The 23,186-nt window shown below is 44.1% G+C and carries 27 protein-coding genes and 4 tRNA genes; all 31 read left to right on the plus strand.

The window, feature by feature from the left end:
• Positions 1 to 100 precede the first annotated feature (100 nt).
• A tRNA-Tyr gene (locus tag RIG68_RS10480) sits at positions 101 to 183 on the plus strand.
• An 82-nt stretch (positions 184 to 265) separates the two neighbouring features.
• Positions 266 to 338: transfer RNA gene (locus tag RIG68_RS10485), tRNA-Gly, on the plus strand.
• 155 nt (positions 339 to 493) lie between these two features.
• Positions 494 to 565: transfer RNA gene (locus RIG68_RS10490), tRNA-Thr, on the plus strand.
• Positions 566 to 625: 60 nt separating this feature from the next.
• Entirely contained in the window at positions 626 to 1,813 is a 1,188-nt protein-coding gene (gene tuf / locus RIG68_RS10495; protein ID WP_151997927.1) for an elongation factor Tu, read from the plus strand.
• A gap of 105 nt (positions 1,814 to 1,918) precedes the next feature.
• Positions 1,919 to 1,989: transfer RNA gene (locus RIG68_RS10500), tRNA-Trp, on the plus strand.
• A gap of 21 nt (positions 1,990 to 2,010) precedes the next feature.
• Positions 2,011 to 2,202, plus strand: a complete 192-nt coding sequence (gene secE, locus RIG68_RS10505; RefSeq protein WP_151997928.1) for a preprotein translocase subunit SecE — start codon at positions 2,011 to 2,013, stop codon at positions 2,200 to 2,202.
• 24 nt (positions 2,203 to 2,226) lie between these two features.
• Entirely contained in the window at positions 2,227 to 2,778 is a 552-nt protein-coding gene (nusG, locus tag RIG68_RS10510; protein ID WP_151997929.1) for a transcription termination/antitermination protein NusG, read from the plus strand.
• Positions 2,779 to 2,782: 4 nt separating this feature from the next.
• Positions 2,783 to 3,226, plus strand: a complete 444-nt coding sequence (gene rplK / locus RIG68_RS10515) for a 50S ribosomal protein L11 (RefSeq protein WP_151997930.1) — start codon at positions 2,783 to 2,785, stop codon at positions 3,224 to 3,226.
• A gap of 10 nt (positions 3,227 to 3,236) precedes the next feature.
• Positions 3,237 to 3,935, plus strand: coding sequence for a 50S ribosomal protein L1 (gene rplA, locus RIG68_RS10520; protein WP_151997931.1), 699 nt, complete (start codon positions 3,237 to 3,239; stop codon positions 3,933 to 3,935).
• 2 nt (positions 3,936 to 3,937) lie between these two features.
• Positions 3,938 to 4,471 carry a 50S ribosomal protein L10 gene (gene rplJ, locus RIG68_RS10525; RefSeq protein WP_350121928.1) on the plus strand — a complete coding sequence of 178 codons (534 nt, stop codon included), beginning with the start codon at positions 3,938 to 3,940 and terminating at the stop codon, positions 4,469 to 4,471.
• A gap of 33 nt (positions 4,472 to 4,504) precedes the next feature.
• A complete protein-coding gene (gene rplL, locus RIG68_RS10530; protein ID WP_339787096.1) occupies positions 4,505 to 4,891 on the plus strand; it encodes a 50S ribosomal protein L7/L12 in 387 nt (128 codons plus the stop codon).
• A gap of 144 nt (positions 4,892 to 5,035) precedes the next feature.
• On the plus strand, positions 5,036 to 8,902 hold the full coding sequence (gene rpoB, locus RIG68_RS10535; protein WP_350121930.1) for a DNA-directed RNA polymerase subunit beta: 3,867 nt from the start codon (positions 5,036 to 5,038) through the stop codon (positions 8,900 to 8,902).
• Positions 8,903 to 8,948: 46 nt separating this feature from the next.
• Positions 8,949 to 13,271 (plus strand): DNA-directed RNA polymerase subunit beta', encoded by a 4,323-nt coding sequence (rpoC, locus tag RIG68_RS10540; protein ID WP_350121932.1) that lies wholly within the window; start codon positions 8,949 to 8,951, stop codon positions 13,269 to 13,271.
• 6 nt (positions 13,272 to 13,277) lie between these two features.
• Entirely contained in the window at positions 13,278 to 13,607 is a 330-nt protein-coding gene (locus RIG68_RS10545) for a DUF3467 domain-containing protein (protein WP_151997936.1), read from the plus strand.
• A 94-nt stretch (positions 13,608 to 13,701) separates the two neighbouring features.
• A complete protein-coding gene (gene rpsL / locus RIG68_RS10550; RefSeq protein WP_151997937.1) occupies positions 13,702 to 14,079 on the plus strand; it encodes a 30S ribosomal protein S12 in 378 nt (125 codons plus the stop codon).
• Positions 14,080 to 14,088: 9 nt separating this feature from the next.
• Positions 14,089 to 14,556, plus strand: coding sequence for a 30S ribosomal protein S7 (rpsG, locus tag RIG68_RS10555; protein ID WP_151997938.1), 468 nt, complete (start codon positions 14,089 to 14,091; stop codon positions 14,554 to 14,556).
• A 13-nt stretch (positions 14,557 to 14,569) separates the two neighbouring features.
• Positions 14,570 to 16,678, plus strand: a complete 2,109-nt coding sequence (fusA, locus tag RIG68_RS10560) for an elongation factor G (RefSeq protein WP_151997939.1) — start codon at positions 14,570 to 14,572, stop codon at positions 16,676 to 16,678.
• A 7-nt stretch (positions 16,679 to 16,685) separates the two neighbouring features.
• Positions 16,686 to 16,991 carry a 30S ribosomal protein S10 gene (gene rpsJ / locus RIG68_RS10565; RefSeq protein ID WP_151997940.1) on the plus strand — a complete coding sequence of 102 codons (306 nt, stop codon included), beginning with the start codon at positions 16,686 to 16,688 and terminating at the stop codon, positions 16,989 to 16,991.
• Between the two features lie 183 nt (positions 16,992 to 17,174).
• Entirely contained in the window at positions 17,175 to 17,807 is a 633-nt protein-coding gene (rplC, locus tag RIG68_RS10570) for a 50S ribosomal protein L3 (protein ID WP_339787086.1), read from the plus strand.
• A 1-nt stretch (position 17,808) separates the two neighbouring features.
• Positions 17,809 to 18,435: a 50S ribosomal protein L4 gene (gene rplD / locus RIG68_RS10575; protein WP_350121934.1), complete on the plus strand. Its 627-nt coding sequence runs from the start codon at positions 17,809 to 17,811 to the stop codon at positions 18,433 to 18,435.
• 5 nt (positions 18,436 to 18,440) lie between these two features.
• Entirely contained in the window at positions 18,441 to 18,728 is a 288-nt protein-coding gene (rplW, locus tag RIG68_RS10580) for a 50S ribosomal protein L23 (protein ID WP_317487968.1), read from the plus strand.
• A gap of 12 nt (positions 18,729 to 18,740) precedes the next feature.
• The gene (rplB, locus tag RIG68_RS10585) at positions 18,741 to 19,565 is read left to right on the plus strand and encodes a 50S ribosomal protein L2 (protein ID WP_350077466.1); all 825 of its coding nucleotides are present in this window, start codon (positions 18,741 to 18,743) and stop codon (positions 19,563 to 19,565) included.
• A 3-nt stretch (positions 19,566 to 19,568) separates the two neighbouring features.
• On the plus strand, positions 19,569 to 19,847 hold the full coding sequence (gene rpsS, locus RIG68_RS10590) for a 30S ribosomal protein S19 (protein WP_151997945.1): 279 nt from the start codon (positions 19,569 to 19,571) through the stop codon (positions 19,845 to 19,847).
• A 4-nt stretch (positions 19,848 to 19,851) separates the two neighbouring features.
• Positions 19,852 to 20,244 (plus strand): 50S ribosomal protein L22, encoded by a 393-nt coding sequence (gene rplV / locus RIG68_RS10595; protein WP_350121937.1) that lies wholly within the window; start codon positions 19,852 to 19,854, stop codon positions 20,242 to 20,244.
• Between the two features lie 5 nt (positions 20,245 to 20,249).
• On the plus strand, positions 20,250 to 21,017 hold the full coding sequence (gene rpsC / locus RIG68_RS10600) for a 30S ribosomal protein S3 (RefSeq protein ID WP_151997947.1): 768 nt from the start codon (positions 20,250 to 20,252) through the stop codon (positions 21,015 to 21,017).
• A 22-nt stretch (positions 21,018 to 21,039) separates the two neighbouring features.
• Positions 21,040 to 21,465: a 50S ribosomal protein L16 gene (gene rplP, locus RIG68_RS10605; RefSeq protein WP_151997948.1), complete on the plus strand. Its 426-nt coding sequence runs from the start codon at positions 21,040 to 21,042 to the stop codon at positions 21,463 to 21,465.
• Positions 21,462 to 21,656 (plus strand): 50S ribosomal protein L29, encoded by a 195-nt coding sequence (rpmC, locus tag RIG68_RS10610; protein WP_151997949.1) that lies wholly within the window; start codon positions 21,462 to 21,464, stop codon positions 21,654 to 21,656. Before rplP ends, rpmC begins: the two co-directional genes overlap by 4 nt.
• A gap of 7 nt (positions 21,657 to 21,663) precedes the next feature.
• Positions 21,664 to 21,921 (plus strand): 30S ribosomal protein S17, encoded by a 258-nt coding sequence (gene rpsQ, locus RIG68_RS10615; RefSeq protein WP_151997950.1) that lies wholly within the window; start codon positions 21,664 to 21,666, stop codon positions 21,919 to 21,921.
• Position 21,922: 1 nt separating this feature from the next.
• Positions 21,923 to 22,291 (plus strand): 50S ribosomal protein L14, encoded by a 369-nt coding sequence (rplN, locus tag RIG68_RS10620; RefSeq protein WP_151997951.1) that lies wholly within the window; start codon positions 21,923 to 21,925, stop codon positions 22,289 to 22,291.
• Positions 22,292 to 22,294: 3 nt separating this feature from the next.
• Entirely contained in the window at positions 22,295 to 22,639 is a 345-nt protein-coding gene (rplX, locus tag RIG68_RS10625; RefSeq protein ID WP_151997952.1) for a 50S ribosomal protein L24, read from the plus strand.
• On the plus strand, positions 22,632 to 23,186 hold the full coding sequence (gene rplE / locus RIG68_RS10630; RefSeq protein ID WP_151997953.1) for a 50S ribosomal protein L5: 555 nt from the start codon (positions 22,632 to 22,634) through the stop codon (positions 23,184 to 23,186). Before rplX ends, rplE begins: the two co-directional genes overlap by 8 nt.

The following is a 23,186-nucleotide window of genomic DNA, read 5'->3' on the forward strand; positions in this document are numbered from 1 at the left end:
TGAATAAAACCAAAAAGCGTATAATTTTGCACTTCCTTTTAGAAACAGGCCCTCAACAGGCCTTTTTTTAACGGTTGTTCTTAGTCATTTTGTTTGATTTGGGGGAATACCAAAGCGGCCAACTGGGGCAGACTGTAAATCTGCTGACTTATGTCTTCAGAGGTTCGAATCCTCTTTCCCCCACAGCGAAAGTTCTTTGTTTAGGACGTGTAATTGTATAACTTGCACGCCCTCTGAGCGAGGGACGTCAAACTTAGTACATTATGCGGGCGTAGCTCAGTTGGTAGAGCGACAGCCTTCCAAGCTGTAGGTCGCCGGTTCGAACCTGGTCGCCCGCTCTAGACAAAGAACATAAGAGGTGGAGTCATTCATCATTTATGTTCTTGTTTAATTTATGAACCGTAGTGCTAGGATACCTGTGACGCTGATAATTTCTGGTTCAGGTAGCAGCTCAGCGGGTCGGGCCTTGGTGGTGGAAGCCAAAGTCTTTTTTGCCGTTGTAGCTCAGAGGTAGAGCACTTCCTTGGTAAGGAAGAGGTCACGGGTTCAATTCCCGTCAACGGCTCTCTGTATTTTGAACATCTATTAACTGATATATTAATAACTAAATCGAGGATTATCAAATATGGCAAAAGCAAACTTTGATCGTTCTAAACCGCACGTAAATATTGGCACCATCGGTCACGTTGACCACGGTAAAACCACTTTGACGGCTGCTATTTCTGCAGTTCTTGCGGGTAAAGGACTGGCCGAAATTAAAGACTTCTCAGCGATCGATAACGCTCCAGAAGAAAAAGAAAGAGGTATTACTATCAATACTTCGCACATCGAGTACCAAACTGAAAAGAGACACTACGCTCACGTGGATTGTCCTGGTCACGCTGACTATGTGAAGAACATGGTTACTGGTGCTGCTCAAATGGACGGAGCGATCATCGTAGTTGCTGCGACTGACGGACCAATGCCTCAAACCAGAGAGCATATCCTTCTTTCTCGTCAGGTAGGTGTTCCTGCGCTTGTGGTTTTCATGAACAAAGTCGATTTGGTAGATGATCCAGAACTTCTTGAGCTTGTTGAAATGGAAATCAGAGAGCTTCTTACTTACTATGACTTCCCAGGCGATACTATTCCTGTTATTCAGGGATCGGCTCTAGGCGCACTTAACGGTGAAGCTAAGTGGGTTGCTAAAGTAGAAGAGCTTATGACAGCTGTGGATGAGCACATTCCACTTCCTGAAAGAGCGATCGACAAAGACTTCCTTATGCCTGTTGAAGACGTGTTCTCAATTACTGGTCGTGGTACAGTTGCCACCGGTAGAATTGAAAGAGGCGTAACCAACACAGGTGATGCTGTTGATATCATCGGTATGGGTGCTGAAGGTCTTAAGTCTACCATCACTGGTGTTGAGATGTTCCGTAAGATTTTGGATAGAGGTGAAGCTGGTGACAACGTAGGTCTGCTACTTAGAGGTATTGAGAAGTCTCAAATCCGTCGTGGTATGATCATCTGTAAGCCAGGTTCTGTGAAGCCTCACGCTCACTTCAAGGCTGAAGTTTACGTTCTTTCTAAAGAAGAAGGTGGACGTCACACTCCTTTCTTCAACAGATACAGACCTCAGTTCTACTTGAGAACTACTGACGTAACTGGTGAGATTACTCTTCCTGCAAACGTAGAAATGGTAATGCCTGGTGATAACATCACTATCGAGGTAAAACTGCTTAACCCGGTTGCTCTTGAGAAAGGTCTAAGATTCGCCATCAGAGAAGGCGGCAGAACCGTTGGTTCTGGTCAGGTGACTGAAATTCTTGACTAAGTTTTTAAATAGCTAAATGCGTTTCATCTTAATGGTGAAACGCATTTGCATATAATAAAACATTATCATACCTTTGCAGTCCGTTTTTCGGGCTGCATTCGTTAAACGGGTGTAGTTCAAGGGTAGAATAGCGGTCTCCAAAACCGTTGATGGGAGTTCGAATCTCTCCACCCGTGCTATAAAAACCGGAAGAATATATGAATAAACTGGTTGCGTTCGTAAAGGAGTCTTATGACGAGATGAGGACCAAGGTAACTTGGCCTAAATACTCTGAGCTTCAGGGTAGCTCCGTGCTAGTGTTGGTGGCATCACTAATATTTGCTTTGTTCATCGGTGTTGTAGATTTGGCGTTTGAAAACGCTTTGAAATGGTTTTATAACGCCTTTTAATAGGCAGTATAAATATAGTGAAGGATGGGAGAAATTAATTGGTACGTGGTAAGAGCGGTAAGCGGGCAGGAAAAGAAAGTAAAGACCTACCTGGAGACTGAGATTACCAGACAAAATCTGGAGGAAACTATTCCTCAGGTTTTAATTCCGTCCGAGAAAGTATATGAAATGCGTAATGGTAAAAAGCGTGTAAGAGAGCGTAACTTTTTTCCAGGTTACATCATCATCGCTGCTGACCTTTCTCATGGAGAAATACTTCACACAATAACGAATATCCCTGGTGTAATAGGGTTTCTGGGTTCCAGAGACAAAACGAAAGCACCAGTACCTCTTAGGCAGAATGAAGTGAACCGGATACTTGGAAAAGTAGACGAGATGGATGAGGCCGAAGAGAAATTAGATACACCTTTTATAGTAGGTGAAATAGTGAAGGTGATGGATGGGCCATTTAGTGGTTTCACAGGAACGGTTGAGGAAGTATTCGAAGAAAGAAGAAAGCTTAACGTGATGGTGAAAATATTTGGCCGGAACACACCAGTTGAATTGAATTATTTCCAGGTAGAAAAACAGGATTAATAAAATGGCTAAAGAAATTAGCGGGTACTTGAAACTTCAAGTGCGTGGTGGACAAGCCAACCCTGCACCCCCGATTGGTCCGGCTTTAGGTAGCAAGGGTCTTAACATAATGGAGTTCTGCAAGCAGTTTAACGCTAGAACGCAGGAAAAGCAAGGTATGGTTCTTCCGGTATTAGTAACCATCTATACCGACAAATCTTTTGACTTTGTAATCAAGACGCCTCCTGCGCCAGTGTTGATAATGGAGGCTTCAAAGGTTAAAAAGGGATCTGCTGAACCCAACAGGGACAAAGTAGGATCAGTTACATGGGATCAGGTGAAGCAAATTGCTGAAACTAAGATGCCTGACCTGAACGCATTTACCGTAGAGTCTGCTATGAAAATGGTGGCCGGTACTGCAAGAAGCATGGGTGTTAGGGTAACAGGAGCTGCTCCTTGGGATAATTAATCAGAGAGAAATGGCAAAGCTTACTAAGAATCAAAAGGCCATTGCGGCCAAAATAGATATCAGCAAGGAGTACGGTGTTGATGACGCCGCTAAACTGGTGAAGGACATTACCTTCACTAAGTTCGATGCTTCTGTTGATCTTGACATCAGACTTGGAGTGGATCCTCGTAAGGCTGACCAAATGGTAAGAGGCGTTGTTGCCCTGCCACATGGTATCGGTAAAGAGGTGAAGGTATTAGTGCTTTGCACACCTGACAAAGAGCAGGAAGCAAAAGACGCAGGTGCCGACTTCGTTGGTCTTGATGACTATATTAAGAAAATTGAAGGTGGTTGGACGGATATCGATGTGATCGTTACCATGCCAACCGTGATGGCTAAAGTGGGTAAATTGGGAAGAGTGCTGGGACCACGTGGTTTGATGCCTAACCCTAAATCAGGTACCGTTACTTTGGATGTTGGAAAAGCTGTAAAAGAAGTAAAAGCTGGTAAAATCGACTTTAAAGTTGACAAAACTGGCATTATCCACGCCAGCATTGGCAAGGTGTCTTTCCCAGCTGATCAGATCAGGGACAATGCGATGGAAATGATCCAGACTATTGCTCGTCTGAAACCAAGTTCTTCTAAAGGCACGTACTTCAAAAGTATCCACCTTTCTAGCACCATGAGTGCAGGCATCACTATTGATAAAAATACGATAGGAGGGATTTAATCATGACAAGAGAAGATAAGGCAGTGCTCATTGAAGAGCTGAAAGAGAAGTTTTCCAATAATGGTCACTTCTATATTACTGATGCTTCCGGTCTTTCTGTTGCTGAAGTGAACAACTTCAGAGGTAAGTGTTTCGATAGCGGGGTTGAATACCGTGTAATCAAGAATTCACTTATCAGAAAGGCACTTGAGTCGTTAGAGGGTGATTTTTCACCACTCAATGACACAGCTTTGAAAGGATTTTCAGGCGTTCTTTTCTCAAAAGAAGATGCAAAGGCTCCTGCTAAATTAATCAAAGACTTCAAAAAAGCTGATAAAGAAAGTCGACCTAAATTAAAGGCTGCTTCCATAGAAAAGGATTTATTCATCGGTGAACAGCATTTAGATATGCTTGTTAGCTTGAAGTCTAAGTCCGAACTGATCGGAGAGGTAATTGGATTGCTCCAATCTCCGGCCAAAAACGTGATTGGCGCTCTTCAGAGTGGTCAGCACAAACTGGCAGGTATCGTAAAGACCCTGTCAGAAAAAGAATCATAAACGAACGTAGAAACAATTTAATTATTTTCAAAAATGGCAGATTTGAAAGCATTCGCAGAGCAACTGGTTAATCTTTCTGTAAAAGAAGTTAACGAACTTGCGGCAATTCTTAAAGATGAGTATGGCATTGAGCCAGCCGCTGCTGCAGCTCCAGCAGCAGTTGCAGGTGGTGCTGCTGCAGGTGGTGGAGACGCCGCTGCAGAAGAGAAAAACTCATTTGATGTTATCCTTAAGTCAGCGGGAGCTGCTAAGCTTGCAGTTGTTAAGCTTGTAAAAGACCTTACTGGACTTGGCTTGAAAGAAGCTAAAGAACTAGTTGACGGTGCTCCTAAAGCAGTGAAAGAAGGCGTTGCTAAAGATGAGGCTGAAGCCCTTAAAAAGCAGCTGGAAGAAGCTGGAGCTGAAGTAGAATTGAAATAATTTACTTTGCCACTTTTAGGTGGTGGCTCCAAGATAATAGACCTGGCTAGTGCGTCAGGTCTTTTCCTGTTTGTGCTAATTTAGCTACAGGAAGAAATTTACAACAGGGTTTATCCTTCTATTAAGAACTAAATCTTTAAAGCTTTGGCTAATAAAAAGACATCCGAAAGAATCAATTTCTCTTCCATTAAGCCAGTTATAGATTATCCTGATTTTCTTGACGTGCAACTCCAGTCTTTCAAAGACTTTTTCCAATTGGAGACGCCCGCAGAAAAGAGAATCCAGGAGGGACTTTTCAAAGTGTTCGCCGAAAACTTCCCTATTTCTGACTCAAGAGAGAACTTCGTTCTTGAATTCATTGACTATACTGTAGATCCTCCAAAGTATTCTGTAGATGAGAGTATCGACAGAGGTCTTACTTATTCGGTTCCGCTTAAAGCGAAATTAAGACTTTCCTGCAACGATGCAGACAACGAAGACTTCGAGACTATCGAGCAAGAGGTTTTCCTTGGAAATATTCCTTACATGACTGAGAAGGGGTCTTTCGTGATCAATGGTGCTGAGCGGGTAATCGTTTCTCAGCTTCACAGATCACCAGGCGTTTTCTTTGCTCAAAGTAAGCATACAAATGGCACCAAGCTTTATTCTGCAAGGATCATACCTTTCAAAGGCTCCTGGATAGAGTTTGCCACTGACGTGAACAACGTCATGTACTCTTACATCGATAGGAAGAAGAAGTTTCCGGTAACCACTCTTCTGAGAGCTATTGGATACGGTACTGACAAGGACATTCTGGATTTATTCGGTTTGTCAGAGGAAGTTGAAGCCAACCAGAAGAACCTGAAGAAGATTGTAGGCAGAAAGTTGGCCGCCAGGGTGCTACGTACCTGGACGGAGGACTTTGTGGATGAAGATACAGGCGAGGTTGTTTCTATCGACAGAAATGAGATTGTCCTCGAAAGAGATTCAATCATAGGAGAGGAAGACCTTGACACAATATTGGAGTCTGGCACTAAGTCGATCATCCTGCACAGGGAGGATGTGAACGTAACAGACTACGCTATTATATATAACACCCTTCAGAAGGATAATTCTAACTCTGAAAAAGAAGCCGTTGAGCAAATCTACCGTCAGCTTAGAAATACAGAAGCGCCTGATGAACAAACTGCCAGGGATATTATCCAGAGCCTGTTCTTCAGTGACAAGCGTTACGATCTGGGTGAAGTAGGCCGTTATAGAATTAACAAGAAATTAGGTCTTGACATATCTTTCGACGTTCGGGTGTTAACCACCGAGGACATTGTTAGAATTGTGAAATACCTCATCGGGTTGATCAACTCCAAAGCCGTAGTTGATGATATTGACCACCTTTCTAATCGTCGTGTTAGAACGGTAGGTGAGCAGTTGTACAGCCAGTTCTCTGTTGGTTTGGCCCGTATGGCCCGTACCATCAAAGAAAGAATGAACGTGCGTGACAATGAGGACTTCAAGCCTGTTGACTTGATCAACGCCAGAACGCTGTCTTCAGTAATCAACTCGTTCTTTGGTACCAACCAGCTTTCGCAGTTCATGGATCAAACCAACCCTCTTGCTGAGATCACTCACAAAAGGAGGATGTCTGCCCTCGGGCCAGGTGGTTTGTCAAGAGAGCGTGCAGGTTTCGAGGTTCGTGACGTACACTATACACACTACGGTCGCCTTTGTACCATTGAAACACCGGAAGGGCCAAACATCGGTCTGATCTCTTCCTTGTGTGTGCATGCGAAAGTAAACAGCATGGGATTCATCGAGACGCCTTACCGCATGGTAGAGGGTGGTATCGTTGGAAACGACGTGTTTTACCTGACCGCCGAGGAAGAAGATACACATTATATTGCCCAGGCCAATGCGCCAATTGATGACAAGGGTAAGTATCTGAACGATAAAGTAAAGGCTCGTTTTGAAGGTGACTTCCCAGTTGTGGAGCCGCCTACCCTTAAGTACATGGACATTGCTCCTAACCAGATTGTTTCTGTGGCGGCGTCAATGATTCCATTCCTTGAGCATGATGATGCCAACCGTGCTTTGATGGGATCGAACATGCAGCGCCAGGCAGTTCCACTTCTTCGTCCGCAGGCGCCAATCGTTGGTACCGGACTTGAGGGAAGAATTGCAAAAGACTCAAGAACGCTGGTAACAGCCGAAGGAAATGGCGAGGTTGTTTTTGTAGATGCTAAGAAAATAGTTGTTAGATACGATAGAGACGACGAAGGTGAACTAATCAGCTTCGATAACGAAAACGTAGAATACAACCTTATTAAGTTCAGAAGAACTAACCAGGACACATGTATCAACCTGAAGCCTATTGTTTTCAAAGGGCAGAAAGTGGTAACTGGTCAGATACTTTGCGAAGGGTTTGCGACTGAACAAGGCGAATTGGCCCTTGGCCGTAACCTCCAGGTGGCATTCATGCCATGGCAGGGATACAACTTCGAGGATGCGATCGTTATTTCTGAGAAAGTTGTTCGTGACGATATCTTTACTTCAATTCACATCGAAGAGTTTGAACTTGAAGTAAGAGATACGAAACGTGGTGAAGAAGAACTTACTTCTGAAATCCCTAACGTTAGCGAAGAGGCTGTTAAAAACCTTGACGAGAACGGTATTATCAGGATCGGTGCAGACGTAAAAGAAGGCGATATCCTTATTGGTAAGATCACACCTAAGGGAGAAACAGATCCAACTCCTGAAGAGAAACTCCTTAGAGCAATCTTCGGCGACAAAGCTGGTGATGTGAAAGATGCTTCTTTGAAAGCCTCGCCATCGCTTAGAGGTGTTGTTATTGACACCAAGTTATTCTCTCGCCCCAAGAAGGACAAAGACCTTAGAAGCAAGTCTAAGAAAGAAGTGGAAGTACTTAAGAGTAAGTATTCCAACCAGCTTCTTGAGCTTCGCAACCGAATGGTGAAGAAGCTGACTACGCTTCTTGAAGGCAAGACGTCGCAAGGTGTTAAGCATAAGTTCGGCGATGAGTTGATCTCCAAAGGGGTGAAATTCAATGGTCGTAACATCGATGAGAATCTGTTCCCACCTAAGAACGTTTATAGAGACGAAAGTAACTACAACGTTCCTGAGGAGGCTAACCTGATTTCCGATGTAAATCTTGATAACTGGACAACCGATGCTCATGTGAATGAGAACATTGTGAAGTTGGTCAAGAACTACATGAAGGCAAGGAATGAAGTTGCCGGTGATTTCAAGAGAGCAAGATTCACTCTTGAGGTAGGTGATGAATTACCTGCTGGCATCGTTCAGCTGGCCAAGGTTTACGTCGCTAAAAAACGTAAGCTGAAAGTAGGTGATAAAATGGCCGGCCGTCACGGTAACAAGGGTGTGGTTGCAAAGATCGTGCGTGAAGAGGATATGCCTTTCACTGAGGATGGAAATCCGGTTGACGTGGTTCTTAATCCGCTTGGTGTACCTTCTCGTATGAACATTGGTCAGATATACGAAACTGTACTTGGATGGGCAGGTTTGAAGTTGGGTCGCAAGTATGCCACACCAATCTTTGATGGTGCTTCAATGGAGCAGGTAGCAGCAGAGTTGAAGGAAGCAGGTTTGCCCGATTTCGGTAGAACTTATCTGACCGATGGCCTTACCGGTGTTCGTTTCGATCAGCCTGTTACAGTCGGTGTGATTTATGTGCTGAAACTTGGTCACCTCGTTGACGACAAAATGCACGCTCGTTCAATCGGACCCTACTCTCTTATTACCCAGCAGCCGCTTGGTGGTAAGGCGCAGTTTGGTGGTCAGCGATTTGGTGAAATGGAAGTTTGGGCACTTGAAGCATTCGGTGCATCCAACATCCTTCAGGAAATCCTTACCATTAAGTCCGATGATGTTGTTGGCCGTGCCAAAGCATATGAGGCGATAGTGAAAGGTGAGAACATGCAGAAGCCTGGAATTCCGGAATCATTCAACGTATTGGTTCACGAACTCCGTGGTTTGGCACTTGAAATCACTCTTGACTAAAAAATCCCAAGGGGCTTAGGCCCCTCAACCATATATAAATAACATTATGGCGTTCAGAAAAAATAAGAAAATTACAAGCGACTTCTCTAAGGTTACTATTAGTTTGGCGTCTCCTGAATCGATTCTGGAGAGCTCGCATGGTGAGGTTACACAGCCTGAAACCATCAACTATAGAACCTATAAGCCTGAAATGGGTGGTCTTTTCTGCGAAAGAATTTTCGGACCTGTAAAAGACTGGGAATGTCACTGTGGTAAGTATAAAAGAATACGTTATAAAGGGATTATCTGTGACCGTTGCGGTGTAGAGGTGACAGAGAAGAAGGTACGCCGTGAGCGCATGGGCCATATCGAACTGGTGGTGCCTGTTGCTCATATCTGGTATTTCCGTTCTCTTCCAAATAAGATCGGTTATCTCCTTGGTCTTCCAACCAAGAAGCTTGACCAGATCATCTACTATGAGAGATATGTAGTTATTCAGCCAGGCTTGAAAGCCGAGGATGGTATCAACTACCTCGACTTCCTTACGGAAGACGAATACCTCGATATTCTCGATAAAATTCCTAGAGAGAACCAAAGCCTTGACGACTCTGACCCTAACAAGTTCATCGCTAAGATGGGTGCGGAAGGATTAGAAATGCTTCTTTCGAGAATTGAGCTTGACTCACTTTCATACGATCTTCGCCATCAGGCGTCAACCGATACTTCTCAGCAGCGTAAGGCGGAAGCCTTGAAGAGGCTGAAAGTGGTTGAAGCATTTAGAGATGCTCGTACCCGTATTGAAAACCGTCCCGAGTGGATGGTGATCCGTATGGTGCCTGTTATTCCACCTGAATTGCGTCCATTGGTTCCATTGGACGGTGGTAGATTCGCTACTTCTGACTTGAACGACTTGTACAGAAGGGTAATCATCAGAAACAATCGTCTGAAGAGACTTATTGATATCAAAGCGCCGGAAGTAATCCTTCGTAACGAGAAGAGAATGCTTCAGGAAGCGGTTGACTCATTATTTGACAACTCAAGAAAAGTGAACGCCGTGCGTTCGGATGGTAACAGAGCTTTGAAATCGCTTTCAGACATGCTGAAAGGAAAGCAAGGCCGTTTCCGTCAAAACCTTCTTGGTAAAAGGGTTGACTACTCTGGTCGTTCAGTAATTGTGGTGGGACCGGAGCTTAAAATGCATGAGTGTGGTCTGCCTAAGGACATGGCCGCTGAGCTTTTCAAGCCGTTTATTATCAGGAAGCTGATTGAAAGAGGTATTGTAAAGACTGTTAAGTCTGCCAAGAAAATCGTTGATCGTAAGGATCCTGTAGTTTGGGATATTCTTGAAAACGTATTGAAAGGGCATCCTGTACTGCTTAACCGTGCTCCAACGCTGCACCGGTTAGGTATCCAGGCATTCCAGCCTAAGCTGATCGAAGGAAAAGCAATCCAGCTTCACCCTCTTGTTTGTACTGCCTTCAACGCAGACTTTGACGGTGACCAAATGGCCGTTCACGTGCCGCTTGGCCACGAAGCAATTCTTGAGGCTTCAACGCTGATGCTTGCTTCTCACAATATTATGAACCCTGCGAACGGTGCTCCTATTGCTGTACCTTCTCAGGACATGGTATTGGGTCTGTATTACATCACCAAAGGCCGGAAATCTACAAAGGATCATCCTGTAGTGGGAGAGGGTAGAACCTTCTATAATGCGGAAGAAGTTATTATCGCTATCAATGAGGACAGACTTTCAAAGCATGCCTATATCAAAGTGAGAACGAAAGTTCTTAACGAGAACAATGAGCTTGAAACCAAAATCATCGAGACAGTAGCTGGAAGGGTTATTTTCAACCAGAACGTTCCCGAGGAAGTGGGTTATGTGGATGAGCTTCTGACCAAGAAGAAACTTCAGTTGATTATCGGTACCGTGTTCAAAATCACTGGTATGGCCAGAACTGCTAAGTTCCTGGATGATATCAAAGAGCTTGGATTTAAGTCTGCTTATATCGGTGGTCTTTCTATTGGCTTGAATGATATTAAGATTCCAGAGGAGAAGGAAACGATGATCGAAACTGCGAAAGCGGAAGTAGACGTGGTTTGGAATAACTACCTGATGGGTCTTATCACGGATAACGAACGTTACAACCAGGTAATTGACATCTGGACTCGTATTAACTCTCAGTTGACTGGCACACTGCTTAAGCAACTGGAAGAGGACGATCAGGGATTCAACTCGATCTACATGATGATGCACTCAGGTGCTCGAGGATCTCGTGAACAGATTCGTCAGCTGGGTGGTATGCGTGGTTTGATGGCCAAGCCTCAAAAAAACCTTCAGGGTTCTGTTGGTGAAATCATCGAAAACCCGATCCTTTCTAACTTCAAAGAAGGCCTGGACGTAATCGAGTACTTTATCTCTACCCACGGTGCGAGAAAAGGTCTTGCAGATACCGCCCTTAAAACGGCGGATGCGGGTTATCTTACCCGTCGTTTGGTGGACGTAGCGCAGGACGTTGTTATCAACGAAGATGACTGCGGTACACTGAGAGGTATCGTTGTTACGGCCTTGAAAGATAACGAAGATGTAGTGGAGCCTTTATCTGAGAGAATTCTTGGTAGGGTGACAGTACATGATGTATTTGATCCGATCACTGACGAACTTATCGTTTCAGCAGGTGATGAAGTAACTGAGGAGCTTGCAGCCAGAATTGATGCTACCAGCATTGAGGAGGTGGAAATTCGCTCAGTACTTACGTGCGAAACCCGCCTGGGAGCTTGTGCCAAGTGTTACGGTCGTAACCTTGCCTCTGGCCGTATGGTGGAGATAGGGGAGGCTGTTGGTGTTATTGCTGCGCAGTCGATCGGTGAGCCAGGTACTCAGCTTACACTTCGTACGTTCCACGTGGGTGGTACTGCATCGAACATCGCAGTAGATGCTAGCATTCGGGCGAAGTTTGACGGAATTGTTGAATTCGAAGGTCTACGCTCTGTTAAAACTACCAATGATGAAGGAGAAAGCATCAATGTAGTAATGGGACGTTCTGGCGAGATAAAAATAAAGGATGCGAAGTCTGATAAAATATTTATCAGCAATCACGTTCCTTACGGTGCATTCCTGAAGGTGAAAGATGGAGAGAAGATAGAGAAAGGACAGGAACTGTGTTTCTGGGATCCATATAACGCAGTAATTCTATCAGAGTTTGATGGTACTATTGATTTCGATGCAATCGAAGAGGGAATTACCTTCAAAGAGGAGTCGGATGAGCAGACAGGTCACAGAGAGAAAGTAATTATTGACACAAAAGATAAGACGAAGAACCCTGCCATTGTTGTAAATGGAAAGGGAGAAGAGTCGAAAGGATATAATATCCCTGTAGGCGCTCACTTGGCGGTAGACAAAGGCCAGAAGGTAAAAGCTGGACAGATCCTGTCTAAGATACCTCGTATGACTTCTAAATCAAGAGATATCACCGGTGGTCTGCCAAGGGTAACAGAATTGTTCGAAGCACGTAACCCTTCCAACCCGGCTGTGGTGAGTGAGATCGACGGTGTGGTTACTTACGGCGGTATTAAGCGTGGTAATCGTGAAATCTACATCGAGTCTAAGGACGGAGTGAAGAAGCGTTACCTGGTTTCACTTTCCAAGCACATCCTTGTTCAGGACAACGACTTTGTGAGAGCTGGCGATGCCTTGTCTGATGGTGCTATTACACCTGCAGATATTCTTTCCATCAAAGGGCCTACAGCTGTTCAGGAGTACCTTGTAAATGAGATACAGGAAGTATACCGTCTGCAGGGTGTGAAGATCAACGATAAGCATATTGAGGCCATAGTGAGCCAAATGATGCAGAAAGTTGTGATTCTGGATCCGGGAGACACTAGTTTCCTACCTGGACAAACTTGCGACAAGTTTGCTTTTCGTGAAGAGAACGATAATATTCTCGACAAGAAAGTAGTGATGGACGCCGGTGATTCGGAGAATCTTAAGCCAGGTCAAATCATTTCTTCTCGCAGGCTGAGAGATGAGAATTCCAGCCTTAAGAGGCGTGACCTTAAGATCGTAGAGGTGCGCAGCGCTGAACCAGCTGTTTCCAAGCCGTCGCTTCAGGGAATTACCCAGGCGTCGTTGGACACTGAAAGTTTCATATCTGCTGCTTCGTTCCAGGAGACTACCAAGGTGTTGAGCGAAGCCTCTATTCGTGGCAAGGCCGATCACCTGAAGGGGCTTAAGGAAAATGTAATCGTAGGTCATCTGATTCCGGCTGGTACAGGAAGGCGTAATTTCCAAAGGGACGTTGTTGGTTCCAAGGAAGAATACGAGGCACTGACTGCAAGGGATAGAGACAGAGAGCAACAAACTGAGGAAAGATCTTTCGAGATCAGCAAGTAAGTAGCTATGGCAAAAGAAGAAAAGGACCCTAAAAAGAATCCTAATCAGATTAACATAGAGCTTTCAGAAGAAATTGCTGAAGGCGTATATGCTAACCTAGCCATGATTGCTCACTCAAACAGTGAATTCGTTATTGATTTTATAAGACTGATGCCCGGTGTACCAAAGGCAAAGGTTAAATCGAGAATTGTCATTACTCCAGAGCATGCCAGGCGACTCCTGGCGGCTTTGGAGGAAAATGTCCGAAAATACGAAGATACCTTTGGCACAATTAAAACAACCAATGAGTTACCCAAGTTTCCAATGAATTTTGGGGGCACAGTCGGTGAAGCATAGTTGAATAATTATTCGCCATCAATTCTTTGCACTAAAAATTATAAATCCATATCTTTGCGTTCCATTTTTTGGAACACAGAAAAATACAGTCTAAATGCCCACTATACAGCAATTAGTAAGAAAAGGTAGAACGGCCGTGACATGGAAATCCAAGTCACCAGCTCTTGATTCATGTCCTCAAAGAAGAGGCGTGTGCACAAGGGTTTACACTACCACTCCTAAAAAGCCAAACTCTGCCATGCGTAAAGTAGCCAGGGTTCGTCTTACCAACAGTAAGGAAGTGAACGCCTACATACCTGGTGAAGGTCACAACCTTCAGGAGCACTCAATTGTGCTTATCAGAGGTGGTAGGGTGAAAGACCTTCCTGGTGTAAGGTATCACATCGTTAGAGGTGCCCTTGATACTGCTGGAGTAACAGGAAGACTTCAGAGTCGTTCTAAGTATGGTGCTAAGAGACCTAAAAAGAAATAATTAATCGCAATGAGAAAGGCAAAACCTAAGAAAAGATACATCCTCCCTGACCCTAAGTTTGGGGATACTTTGGTAACCAAGTTTGTGAATAATTTAATGCTTAGCGGGAAGAAAAGCGTTTCTTATTCCATTTTCTACGACGCCATTGAGGCCGTTAGTAAGAAGACAAGCGAAGATGGTCTTGAAGTGTGGAAAAAGGCGCTTAACAATGTAACTCCTGCTGTTGAAGTAAAAAGCCGCCGTGTAGGTGGTGCTACTTTTCAGGTTCCTTTGGAGGTACGTCCCGAGAGAAAGGTTTCCTTGGGAATCAAATGGCTGATTAAATACGCCAGAACTCGTGGTGAAAAAACAATGACTGATAAATTGGCCGGCGAAATCATCGCTGCTTCCAAAGGCGAAGGCGCCGCTGTGAAGAAAAAGGATGATACGCACCGTATGGCTGATGCAAATAAAGCTTTCTCCCACTTTAGATTTTAATTGAAAAGGCGTAATGGCAAGAGATCTTAAATTCACCCGTAACATTGGTATTGCTGCTCACATTGATGCTGGTAAAACAACAACAACAGAGCGTATACTCTTTTATACAGGTGTTAACCATAAAATAGGAGAAGTTCATGATGGCGCAGCCACTATGGACTGGATGGAGCAAGAGCAGGAGAGGGGTATTACTATTACATCCGCTGCCACAACTGTTTTCTGGAAATATAAGGACAACGATTACCACATTAATATTATCGATACTCCTGGCCACGTGGATTTCACTGTGGAAGTAAACAGGTCTTTGAGGGTATTGGATGGTCTTGTGTTTTTGTTCAGTGCTGTTGACGGCGTTGAGCCTCAATCAGAAACTAACTGGCGCCTGGCTGACAACTATAAGGTTGCTCGTCTTGGATTCGTAAACAAAATGGATCGCTCCGGCGCCGACTTCCTTGCAGTGTGTAAGCAAGTGAAAGAAAGATTGGGTACTAAAGCTGTTCCGTTACAGTTGCCTATCGGATCAGAGGAAAAATTCAAAGGCGTTGTTGACTTAGTTGAAAACATCGCCATGGTATGGAATGAAGATGACTTCGGCATGACTTTCAGCGAGGTTCCTATTCCTGAAGATATGAAGGACGAAGTGAAGGAGTACAGAGAGCATCTGCTTGAGGCGGTTGCTGAGTACGACGAATCTTTGTTGGAGAAGTACTTTGAAGACCCTGAGTCCATCACAAGAGACGAAGTGGTAAAGGCGCTTAGAGCTGCTACTGTAGACCTGGCTTTCGTGCCAATGCTTTGCGGATCGGCCTTCAAGAATAAGGGCGTTCAAACAATGCTTAACTACGTGATGGAACTTCTTCCTTCACCGATGGACAGAGAAAGCATCAAAGGTATCAACCCTGATACTGATGCTGAGATTTCAAGAAAGCCTTCTGTTTCTGAGCCTTTTGCAGGCCTGGCATTTAAAATTGCTACTGACCCTTTTGTGGGCCGCCTTTGTTTCGTAAGGTCTTACTCAGGCATGCTTGAGTCTGGTTCTTATGTTTACAATACAAGATCAGGCAACAAAGAGAGGATTTCTAGGATATTCCAAATGCACGCCAATAAGCAGAACCAAATCGAAAGGCTTCATGCTGGTGATATTGGAGCTGTAGTTGGATTCAAAGATATTAAGACCGGCGACACGCTTTGTGATGAGAAGCACAAGATAGTGCTTGAGTCTATGGTGTTTCCTGAGCCGGTTATCGGCTATGCTATTGAGCCTAAAACTCAGGCAGATGTTGATAAACTGGGAATGGCTATTGCCAAACTTATTGAGGAAGACCCAACTCTTCAGGTAAATACCGATGAGGAAACAGGTCAAACAATCCTTAGAGGTATGGGAGAGCTTCACCTTGAGATTATCATTGATCGTCTTAAGAGGGAATTCAAGGTTGAAATTAATCAGGGTGCTCCTCAGGTGGCTTACAAAGAAGCACTTCGTTCGACTGTTGAACACAAGGAAGTTTACAAGAAGCAAACCGGTGGTCGTGGTAAATTCGCCGATATTGTGTTTGAGCTTGGGCCAAAAGATGAGGATCACGCAGCTGAGGGTCTACAGTTTGTAAACGGTATTGTTGGCGGTGTAATCCCAAGAGAATTTATTCCTGCTGTTCAGAAAGGCTTTGCCGATTCGATGAAGAACGGACCTCTTGCTGGCTACCCTATCGATACTATGAAAGTAAGACTATTTCATGGGTCATTCCACGATGTCGATTCAGATGCACTCTCGTTTGAGATGGCAGCAAGAATTGGTTTCAGAGAGGCTGCAAGAAAGGCTAAGCCAGTGTTGCTTGAGCCGATAATGGCTGTTGAAGTAGTTACTCCTGACGAATACACAGGTCCTTTGACGGGTGACTTGAACAGAAGAAGAGGTATCATGAAGGGCATGGATACAAAAGGTACTTCGTCTGTAATCAAAGCAGATGTTCCTCTTTCGGAATTGTTCGGCTATGTAACCGACCTTCGTACAATGAGTTCAGGTAGAGCAACTGCCTCTTTGACATTTGCTCATTATGATCAGGTGCCTCAGAATATCGCTGATGCCGTGATCACAAAAACAAAAGGTGTAGCTGCCAAATAAGAAAATCATGACACAGAAAATAAGAATCAAACTTAAGTCTTACGACCATAATTTGGTTGACAAATCATCTGAGAAGATCGTAAGAGCCGTGAAGACAACCGGCGCTATAGTTAGCGGACCGATTCCTTTGCCTACAGAAAAGGAAATCTTTACTGTACTTCGCTCGCCCCACGTGAACAAGAAGTCGAGAGAGCAGTTTCAGCTTTGTACTTACAAGCGCCTGGTAGACATTTATTCAAACAGTACAAAAACAGTAGACGCCCTGATGAAGCTTGAATTGCCAAGCGGAGTTGACGTTGAAATTAAGGTCTGACCTTAAATAGTATTGTTTCGTAAAGAACCAATAATGATAAGAGTTATTGGTTCTTTTTTTGTGCATAGATATTTTAAAAATTTAGAGTTAACAGTTTTGTAGGACAGAGCAAATTACTATCTTTGCAGTCCTTTTTGGCGGATAAACGCCGAAAACGTTGATAAAGAACTTATAACCAATACGATGTCAGGAATTATTGGAAAAAAAATTGGAATGACTAGTATCTACGGTGCCGATGGACGTAACGTTGCATGCACGGTGATAGAGGCTGGTCCCTGCGTTGTTACCCAAGTGAAGAATGAGTCCACGGATGGCTATAAGGCTATCCAGTTGTCTTATGACGAACGAAAGGATAAGAACACTCCTAAGGCCCTTAAAGGCCACTTTGCTAAGGCCAAAACTACTCCTAAGAAAAAGGTAGTTGAGTTTCGTGATTTCCGTGAGGAATTCGAAGGTCAGGTGAAGATAGGGGACAAGATCATGGTCGGCGAAGTATTCAAAGAGGCCGAGTTTCTTGATGCGATCGGAACTTCAAAAGGAAAAGGCTTCCAGGGTGTTGTTAAACGCCACGGTTTCGCTGGTGTTGGTGAGGCAACTCACGGTCAGCACAACAGACTTCGTGCTCCCGGTTCCATCGGTGCATGTTCGTTTCCATCAAGAGTTTTCAAAGGCATTAGAATGGCCGGAAGAACAGGTGGTGACAGAGTGAAGGTGATTAACCTTCAGATCATGAAGATCATGCCGGAGAAAAATTTAATTGTAGTCAGTGGCTCCGTTCCAGGTGCTAAGAACTCATACGTAATCCTAGAGAAGTAACATGGAACTAGTTGTAAAAAAATATACCGGTGAAGACACCGGAAGGAAAGTTAGTCTCTCAGATGCTGTATTTGCAATCGAGCCTAATGACCATGCTATCTATTTAGATGTAAAGCAGTTTCTAGCTCACCAGAGACAGGGTACTCACAAGTCTAAAGAACGTAACGAAGTTTCTGGCTCAACCAGAAAGATAAAGAAGCAAAAGGGAACAGGTACTGCCCGTGCGGGTAGCATCAAGTCGCCCGTCTTTGTTGGTGGTGGTCGTATATTCGGACCGAGACCAAGAACTTACGGATTTAAGCTTAACAAGAAAGTAAAATCACTTGCCCGCAAGTCTGCATTGACTTACAAGGCCAAAGGCGAATCGATTTCTGTTATAGAGGACTTCACTTTCAGCGCTCCTAAAACTAAGGACTTCATAAAGATGCTTGAAGTTTTGGCACTTGCTGATAAGAAGACCCTTGTGGTGTTGCCTGCTGTAGACAAGAACATCGTTTTGTCGGGCAGGAACCTGGAGAGATCAAAGGTCGCCCTTGCAGCTGACGTTACTACCTACGATCTGCTTCATGCTGATCATGTAGTTTTCGTTGAGAGCTCTATTCAAACAGTTGAAAACACTCTTAATTAAAGACCATGAGCGTATTAGTAAAACCCTTGGTTACTGAAAAGGTGTCTTCTATGAACGAGAAAGGCAAGTATGGCTTTGTTGTGAAGAAGGGTGCCAATAAGGTAGAGATAAAGAAGGAGATAGAGAAAATGTATGGTGTGAAGGTTGAAAATATCAACACCATGGTCTATCAGGGAAAGAGAAAAACCAGGTATACAAAGTCACGTGTGCTAGAAGGCAGAACCGATGCCTACAAGAAGGCCATTGTGACAGTTGCCGAAGGTGAAGTAATTGATTTTTACGCAGGAATATAAAGGAACGGGAAAATGGCAGTAAAAAAATTAAGACCGATTACACCAGGCCAGCGTTTCAGAATGGCGCCTGACTATTCTATGATTACAACCAATGTGCCTGAAAAGTCATTGGTGGCAAGCAGAAAGAAGAGTGGTGGCAGAAACGCCGGAGGTCGCATGACTATGCGCTATTTAGGTGGTGGTCATAAGCAGAAGTACCGTATGGTTGATTTCAAGCGTGATAAGCATGATATTCCTGCTACCGTAAAGTCAATCGAATACGATCCAAACAGAACAGCTTTCATAGCTTTGTTGGCTTATGCTGACGGTGAAAAAAGATACATCCTGGCACCCGAAGGTATTCAGGTAGGACAAACCTTGTTTTCAGGGGAGTCAGTAGCTCCGGAAGTAGGCAATGCATTGCCAATGTCTAAAATTCCTCTTGGTACCATCATTCACGCCATAGAATTGAAGCCTGGTAAGGGCGCAGCAATGGCGAGAAGTGCTGGGGCTTACGGGCAACTATTGGCTCGTGAAGGAAAGTATGCCACTATCAAATTGCCTTCTGGTGAGATGAGAATGGTCTTGGCAGTCTGCATGGCAACAGTTGGAACTGCATCTAACGGCGAACACATGAACGTCGTGCTTGGCAAGGCTGGTCGTAACAGATGGTTGGGAAGACGCCCAAGAGTTCGTGGTGTTGTAATGAACCCTGTCGATCACCCGATGGGTGGTGGTGAAGGTAGAGCTTCTGGTGGTCATCCAAGATCTAGAAATGGTCTGTTGGCGAAAGGAAAGAAGACACGTCGCCCGAACAAGTATTCTGATAAGTTAATCATCTCTAATAAAAAGAAATAAGTAATGGCTAGATCTCTTAAGAAAGGCCCATATATAGATTTCAGACTGGAGAACAAGGTGGAAACCATGAACGAGGCTGGCAAGAAGTCGGTAATCAAAACATGGTCAAGAAGATCTATGATCTCACCGGATTTCGTTGGCCACACCTTTGCGGTTCACAACGGAAATAAGTTTATACCAGTGTATGTTACTGAAAACATGGTGGGTCACAAGCTAGGTGAATTTGCACCAACCAGGAATTTCAGGGGTCACATCGCCAAAAAAGATAAAGGTAAAAGATAAGGATATGGAAGCAGTAGCTAAGTTGAAGAACGTTCCTACCTCTCCACGAAAAATGAGATTGGTTGTTGATCTTATCAGAGGCGTACGTGTAAATAAGGCTTTGACTATACTTAAGCATGAATCAAAGCATCCTGCTGCACGTTTGGAGAAACTGTTGCTGTCTGCTATTGCCAACTGGCAGCAGGGCAACGAAGATGCCAAACTTGAGGAAGCTGATTTGTACGTGAAGGCCATATCTGTTGATTCAGGTCGTATGTTGAAAAGACTGAGACCAGCACCACAAGGTAGAGCACACAGGATCAGAAAGCGTTCGAACCACGTAACGCTGATTGTAGACAGCCTGGCACCTGCGGCAGCTGCGCCTGAATCAAAAGCAACCGAAAACACAGAAAAGTAAAACGCATGGGACAGAAGGTAAACCCAGTCGGTTTTAGACTCGGAGTCATTAAAGGATGGGATTCAAGCTGGTTTGGAGGCAAAACATTTGCTGACAAATTGGTTGAAGACACCAAAATCAGAAAATACATAACTGCAAGGATTCCCAAAGGTGGAATTGCTAAGATAGTTATTGAGCGTACGCTTAAGCGGATAACACTTACTATCCACACTGCTCGTCCTGGCGTTGTTATTGGAAAAGGTGGTTCTGAAGTCGACAAGATCAAAGAAGAGCTGAAGAAGATTACTGGAAAAGATATCCAGATCAATATATTCGAAATTAAAAGACCAGAGCTTGATTCGCTTTTGGTAGGTGAGTCAATTGCTCAACAGTTGCAGGCTCGTATTTCCTATAGAAGAGCCATGAAGCAAGCGATTGCTTCGGCAATGAGAGTGGGAGCTCAGGGAATTAAGATAAAAGTATCAGGACGTTTGGGCGGTGCTGAAATGGCACGTACTGAAATGTACAAGGAGGGTAGAATTCCTCTACACACACTTCGTGCTGATATTGACTACGCAATTTCTGAAGCGCAGACTGTTTACGGTAAGATTGGTATCAAGGTTTGGATATTCAAAGGTGAGGTGTTTGGTAAAAGAGACCTCTCCCCTAACGTAGGAATAACAAACGACGCCAACAGTGGTAACTCTGGTGGAGGCCCTGGCAACAGACGTGATGGAGGTGGTAGAAGAAGAGGTGGACCCGGCGACGGCGCTCCTAAACGTAAAAGAAAATAATAACTAGTTAATTAGCTGACAAATGTTACAGCCTAAAAGAACTAAATTCAGGAAGCAACAAAAAGGAAGAGTAAAAGGTATTGCCCAAAGGGGTCATACACTTTCTTTCGGAACTTTTGGATTGAAGTCATTGGAATCTGGTTTTATTACCTCACGCCAGATTGAAGCATCGAGGATCGCCGTTACAAGGGCAATGAAAAGGGAAGGTCAGGTTTGGATCCGCATATTCCCCGACAAGCCTATTACCAAAAAGCCCGCAGAAGTACGTATGGGTAAAGGTAAAGGTGCGCCTGAGTATTGGGTAGCGATTGTAAAGCCGGGAACTATTATGTTCGAAGCAGGTGGTGTACCCATTGAAACAGCTAAAGAAGCGCTAAGATTAGCGGCTCAGAAGCTTCCTATAAAAACTAAATTTATTGTCAGAAGAGATTACGCTGCAATACAATGAAAAATTCAGAGCTAAAGTCGCTTTCTGTAGAGGAGCTAAACGCACGACTCGCAGCAGAGAAAGAGAGCCTTCAAAAGTTGAAGTTCGCCCATGCTGTTACTCCTGTTGAAAATCCGATGAGAATCCGCCACAACCGTAGAGTTGTAGCTAGGATTCAAACCGAGCTACACTCAAGAGAGCTATCAAAATAATTGGAGTATGGAGACCAGAAATCTACGTAAAGAGAAAACAGGAAAGGTTGTTAGTGATAAGATGAATAAGTCTATCACTGTGGCAGTTTCTCGTAAGGTGAAGCACCCTATCTATGGAAAGTTCATAGGTAAAACAACCAAGTTTTTGGCACACGATGAGAAGGACGAGTGTGGTATTGGTGATACTGTACGCATAGCAGAAACGAGACCTTTAAGTAAAAGGAAGCGTTGGAGATTGGTAGAAATTATCGAAAGAGCAAAATAAGATGATACAGCAGGAATCCAGGTTATCTGTTGCAGATAATAGCGGTGCCAAAGAGGTACTTTGTATACGTGTGCTAGGTGGAACGGGTAAACGTTACGCTTCAATCGGAGATAAGATTGTGGTGAGCGTTAAGTCTTCCATTTCTTCAAGCAGTTTGAAGAAGGGTACTGTTTCCAAGGCCGTCATTGTACGCACCAAGAAGGAAATCAGAAGAAAAGATGGTTCATACATCAGATTTGAAGATAACGCAGCTGTGTTATTGACGGGTAATGACGAACCAAGAGGAACTCGTATTTTCGGACCTGTTGCCAGAGAGCTTCGTGAAAAACAATTCATGAAAATCGTTTCATTGGCGCCTGAAGTACTATAACATATGAAAACTAATTCAAAGCCTAATAAGCTTCATGTCCGCAAGGGTGACACTGTTAAAGTGATTGCCGGCAACAGTAGAGGAAAAACTGGCAAGGTGCTGGAAGTGGTGCCTGGCGATAGCAAGGCCTTTATTGAGGGATGTAATATTATTACGAAGCACGTAAAGCCTTCTGCGCAGAACCCAAATGGCGGGATCGAAAAGAAAGAGGCTCCTATTCACTTGAGCAACCTGATGGTGGTAGACCCATCAACTGGTAATGCAACAAGAGTTGGGAGAAAAGAAGACAAGAAGGGCAAACTTCAAAGATACGCAAAGAAAACTGGGGAGGTAATTAACAATGGCTAGTCCTAGATTAAAAACGAAATACCAGGAGGAGATCATGAAAGCCTTGATGGAGAAATTCCAGTACAAGTCGATCATGCAGGTTCCTAAGCTGACCAAAATCACGGTAAACAAGGGTATTGGTGCAGCTGTAGCTGACAAAAAGCTTGTGGATGTGGGAGTTGAAGAACTTACTACTATCACTGGCCAGAAGGCAGTTCCTACCAAAGCGAAAACATCTATATCTAACTTCAAATTGCGTGAAGGTATGCCAATTGGAGCGAGAGTAACGCTTCGTGGTGACAAGATGTACGAATTTCTTGACCGTTTGATGTCAATTGCTCTTCCAAGGGTTCGTGACTTCAAAGGAATTAAGGACAGTGGGTTCGACGGCAGAGGGAACTACACATTAGGGGTGAAGGAGCAGATCATTTTCCCTGAAATCAGTATTGACAAAATCAACAAAATATCTGGTATGGATATCACTTTTGTTACTACTGCAAATAGTGATGAGGAGAGTTATGAATTGCTGAAGGCATTTGGAATGCCATTCGCATCAAAAAATAAATAA

The organism is Imperialibacter sp. (genome assembly GCF_040222385.1).
In the GTDB taxonomy this organism is placed as follows: domain Bacteria; phylum Bacteroidota; class Bacteroidia; order Cytophagales; family Cyclobacteriaceae; genus Imperialibacter.

Coding starts and splice junctions, on each gene's coding strand:
- tuf (WP_151997927.1), top strand. CDS start 626: ATGGCAAAAGCAAACTTTGATCGTTCTAAACCGCACGTAAATATTGGC.
- secE (WP_151997928.1), top strand. CDS start 2,011: ATGAATAAACTGGTTGCGTTCGTAAAGGAGTCTTATGACGAGATGAGG.
- nusG (WP_151997929.1), top strand. CDS start 2,227: ATGGGAGAAATTAATTGGTACGTGGTAAGAGCGGTAAGCGGGCAGGAA.
- rplK (WP_151997930.1), top strand. CDS start 2,783: ATGGCTAAAGAAATTAGCGGGTACTTGAAACTTCAAGTGCGTGGTGGA.
- rplA (WP_151997931.1), top strand. CDS start 3,237: ATGGCAAAGCTTACTAAGAATCAAAAGGCCATTGCGGCCAAAATAGAT.
- rplJ (WP_350121928.1), top strand. CDS start 3,938: ATGACAAGAGAAGATAAGGCAGTGCTCATTGAAGAGCTGAAAGAGAAG.
- rplL (WP_339787096.1), top strand. CDS start 4,505: ATGGCAGATTTGAAAGCATTCGCAGAGCAACTGGTTAATCTTTCTGTA.
- rpoC (WP_350121932.1), top strand. CDS start 8,949: ATGGCGTTCAGAAAAAATAAGAAAATTACAAGCGACTTCTCTAAGGTT.
- RIG68_RS10545 (WP_151997936.1), top strand. CDS start 13,278: ATGGCAAAAGAAGAAAAGGACCCTAAAAAGAATCCTAATCAGATTAAC.
- rpsL (WP_151997937.1), top strand. CDS start 13,702: ATGCCCACTATACAGCAATTAGTAAGAAAAGGTAGAACGGCCGTGACA.
- rpsG (WP_151997938.1), top strand. CDS start 14,089: ATGAGAAAGGCAAAACCTAAGAAAAGATACATCCTCCCTGACCCTAAG.
- fusA (WP_151997939.1), top strand. CDS start 14,570: ATGGCAAGAGATCTTAAATTCACCCGTAACATTGGTATTGCTGCTCAC.
- rpsJ (WP_151997940.1), top strand. CDS start 16,686: ATGACACAGAAAATAAGAATCAAACTTAAGTCTTACGACCATAATTTG.
- rplC (WP_339787086.1), top strand. CDS start 17,175: ATGTCAGGAATTATTGGAAAAAAAATTGGAATGACTAGTATCTACGGT.
- rplD (WP_350121934.1), top strand. CDS start 17,809: ATGGAACTAGTTGTAAAAAAATATACCGGTGAAGACACCGGAAGGAAA.
- rplW (WP_317487968.1), top strand. CDS start 18,441: ATGAGCGTATTAGTAAAACCCTTGGTTACTGAAAAGGTGTCTTCTATG.
- rplB (WP_350077466.1), top strand. CDS start 18,741: ATGGCAGTAAAAAAATTAAGACCGATTACACCAGGCCAGCGTTTCAGA.
- rpsS (WP_151997945.1), top strand. CDS start 19,569: ATGGCTAGATCTCTTAAGAAAGGCCCATATATAGATTTCAGACTGGAG.
- rplV (WP_350121937.1), top strand. CDS start 19,852: ATGGAAGCAGTAGCTAAGTTGAAGAACGTTCCTACCTCTCCACGAAAA.
- rpsC (WP_151997947.1), top strand. CDS start 20,250: ATGGGACAGAAGGTAAACCCAGTCGGTTTTAGACTCGGAGTCATTAAA.
- rplP (WP_151997948.1), top strand. CDS start 21,040: ATGTTACAGCCTAAAAGAACTAAATTCAGGAAGCAACAAAAAGGAAGA.
- rpmC (WP_151997949.1), top strand. CDS start 21,462: ATGAAAAATTCAGAGCTAAAGTCGCTTTCTGTAGAGGAGCTAAACGCA.
- rpsQ (WP_151997950.1), top strand. CDS start 21,664: ATGGAGACCAGAAATCTACGTAAAGAGAAAACAGGAAAGGTTGTTAGT.
- rplN (WP_151997951.1), top strand. CDS start 21,923: ATGATACAGCAGGAATCCAGGTTATCTGTTGCAGATAATAGCGGTGCC.
- rplX (WP_151997952.1), top strand. CDS start 22,295: ATGAAAACTAATTCAAAGCCTAATAAGCTTCATGTCCGCAAGGGTGAC.
- rplE (WP_151997953.1), top strand. CDS start 22,632: ATGGCTAGTCCTAGATTAAAAACGAAATACCAGGAGGAGATCATGAAA.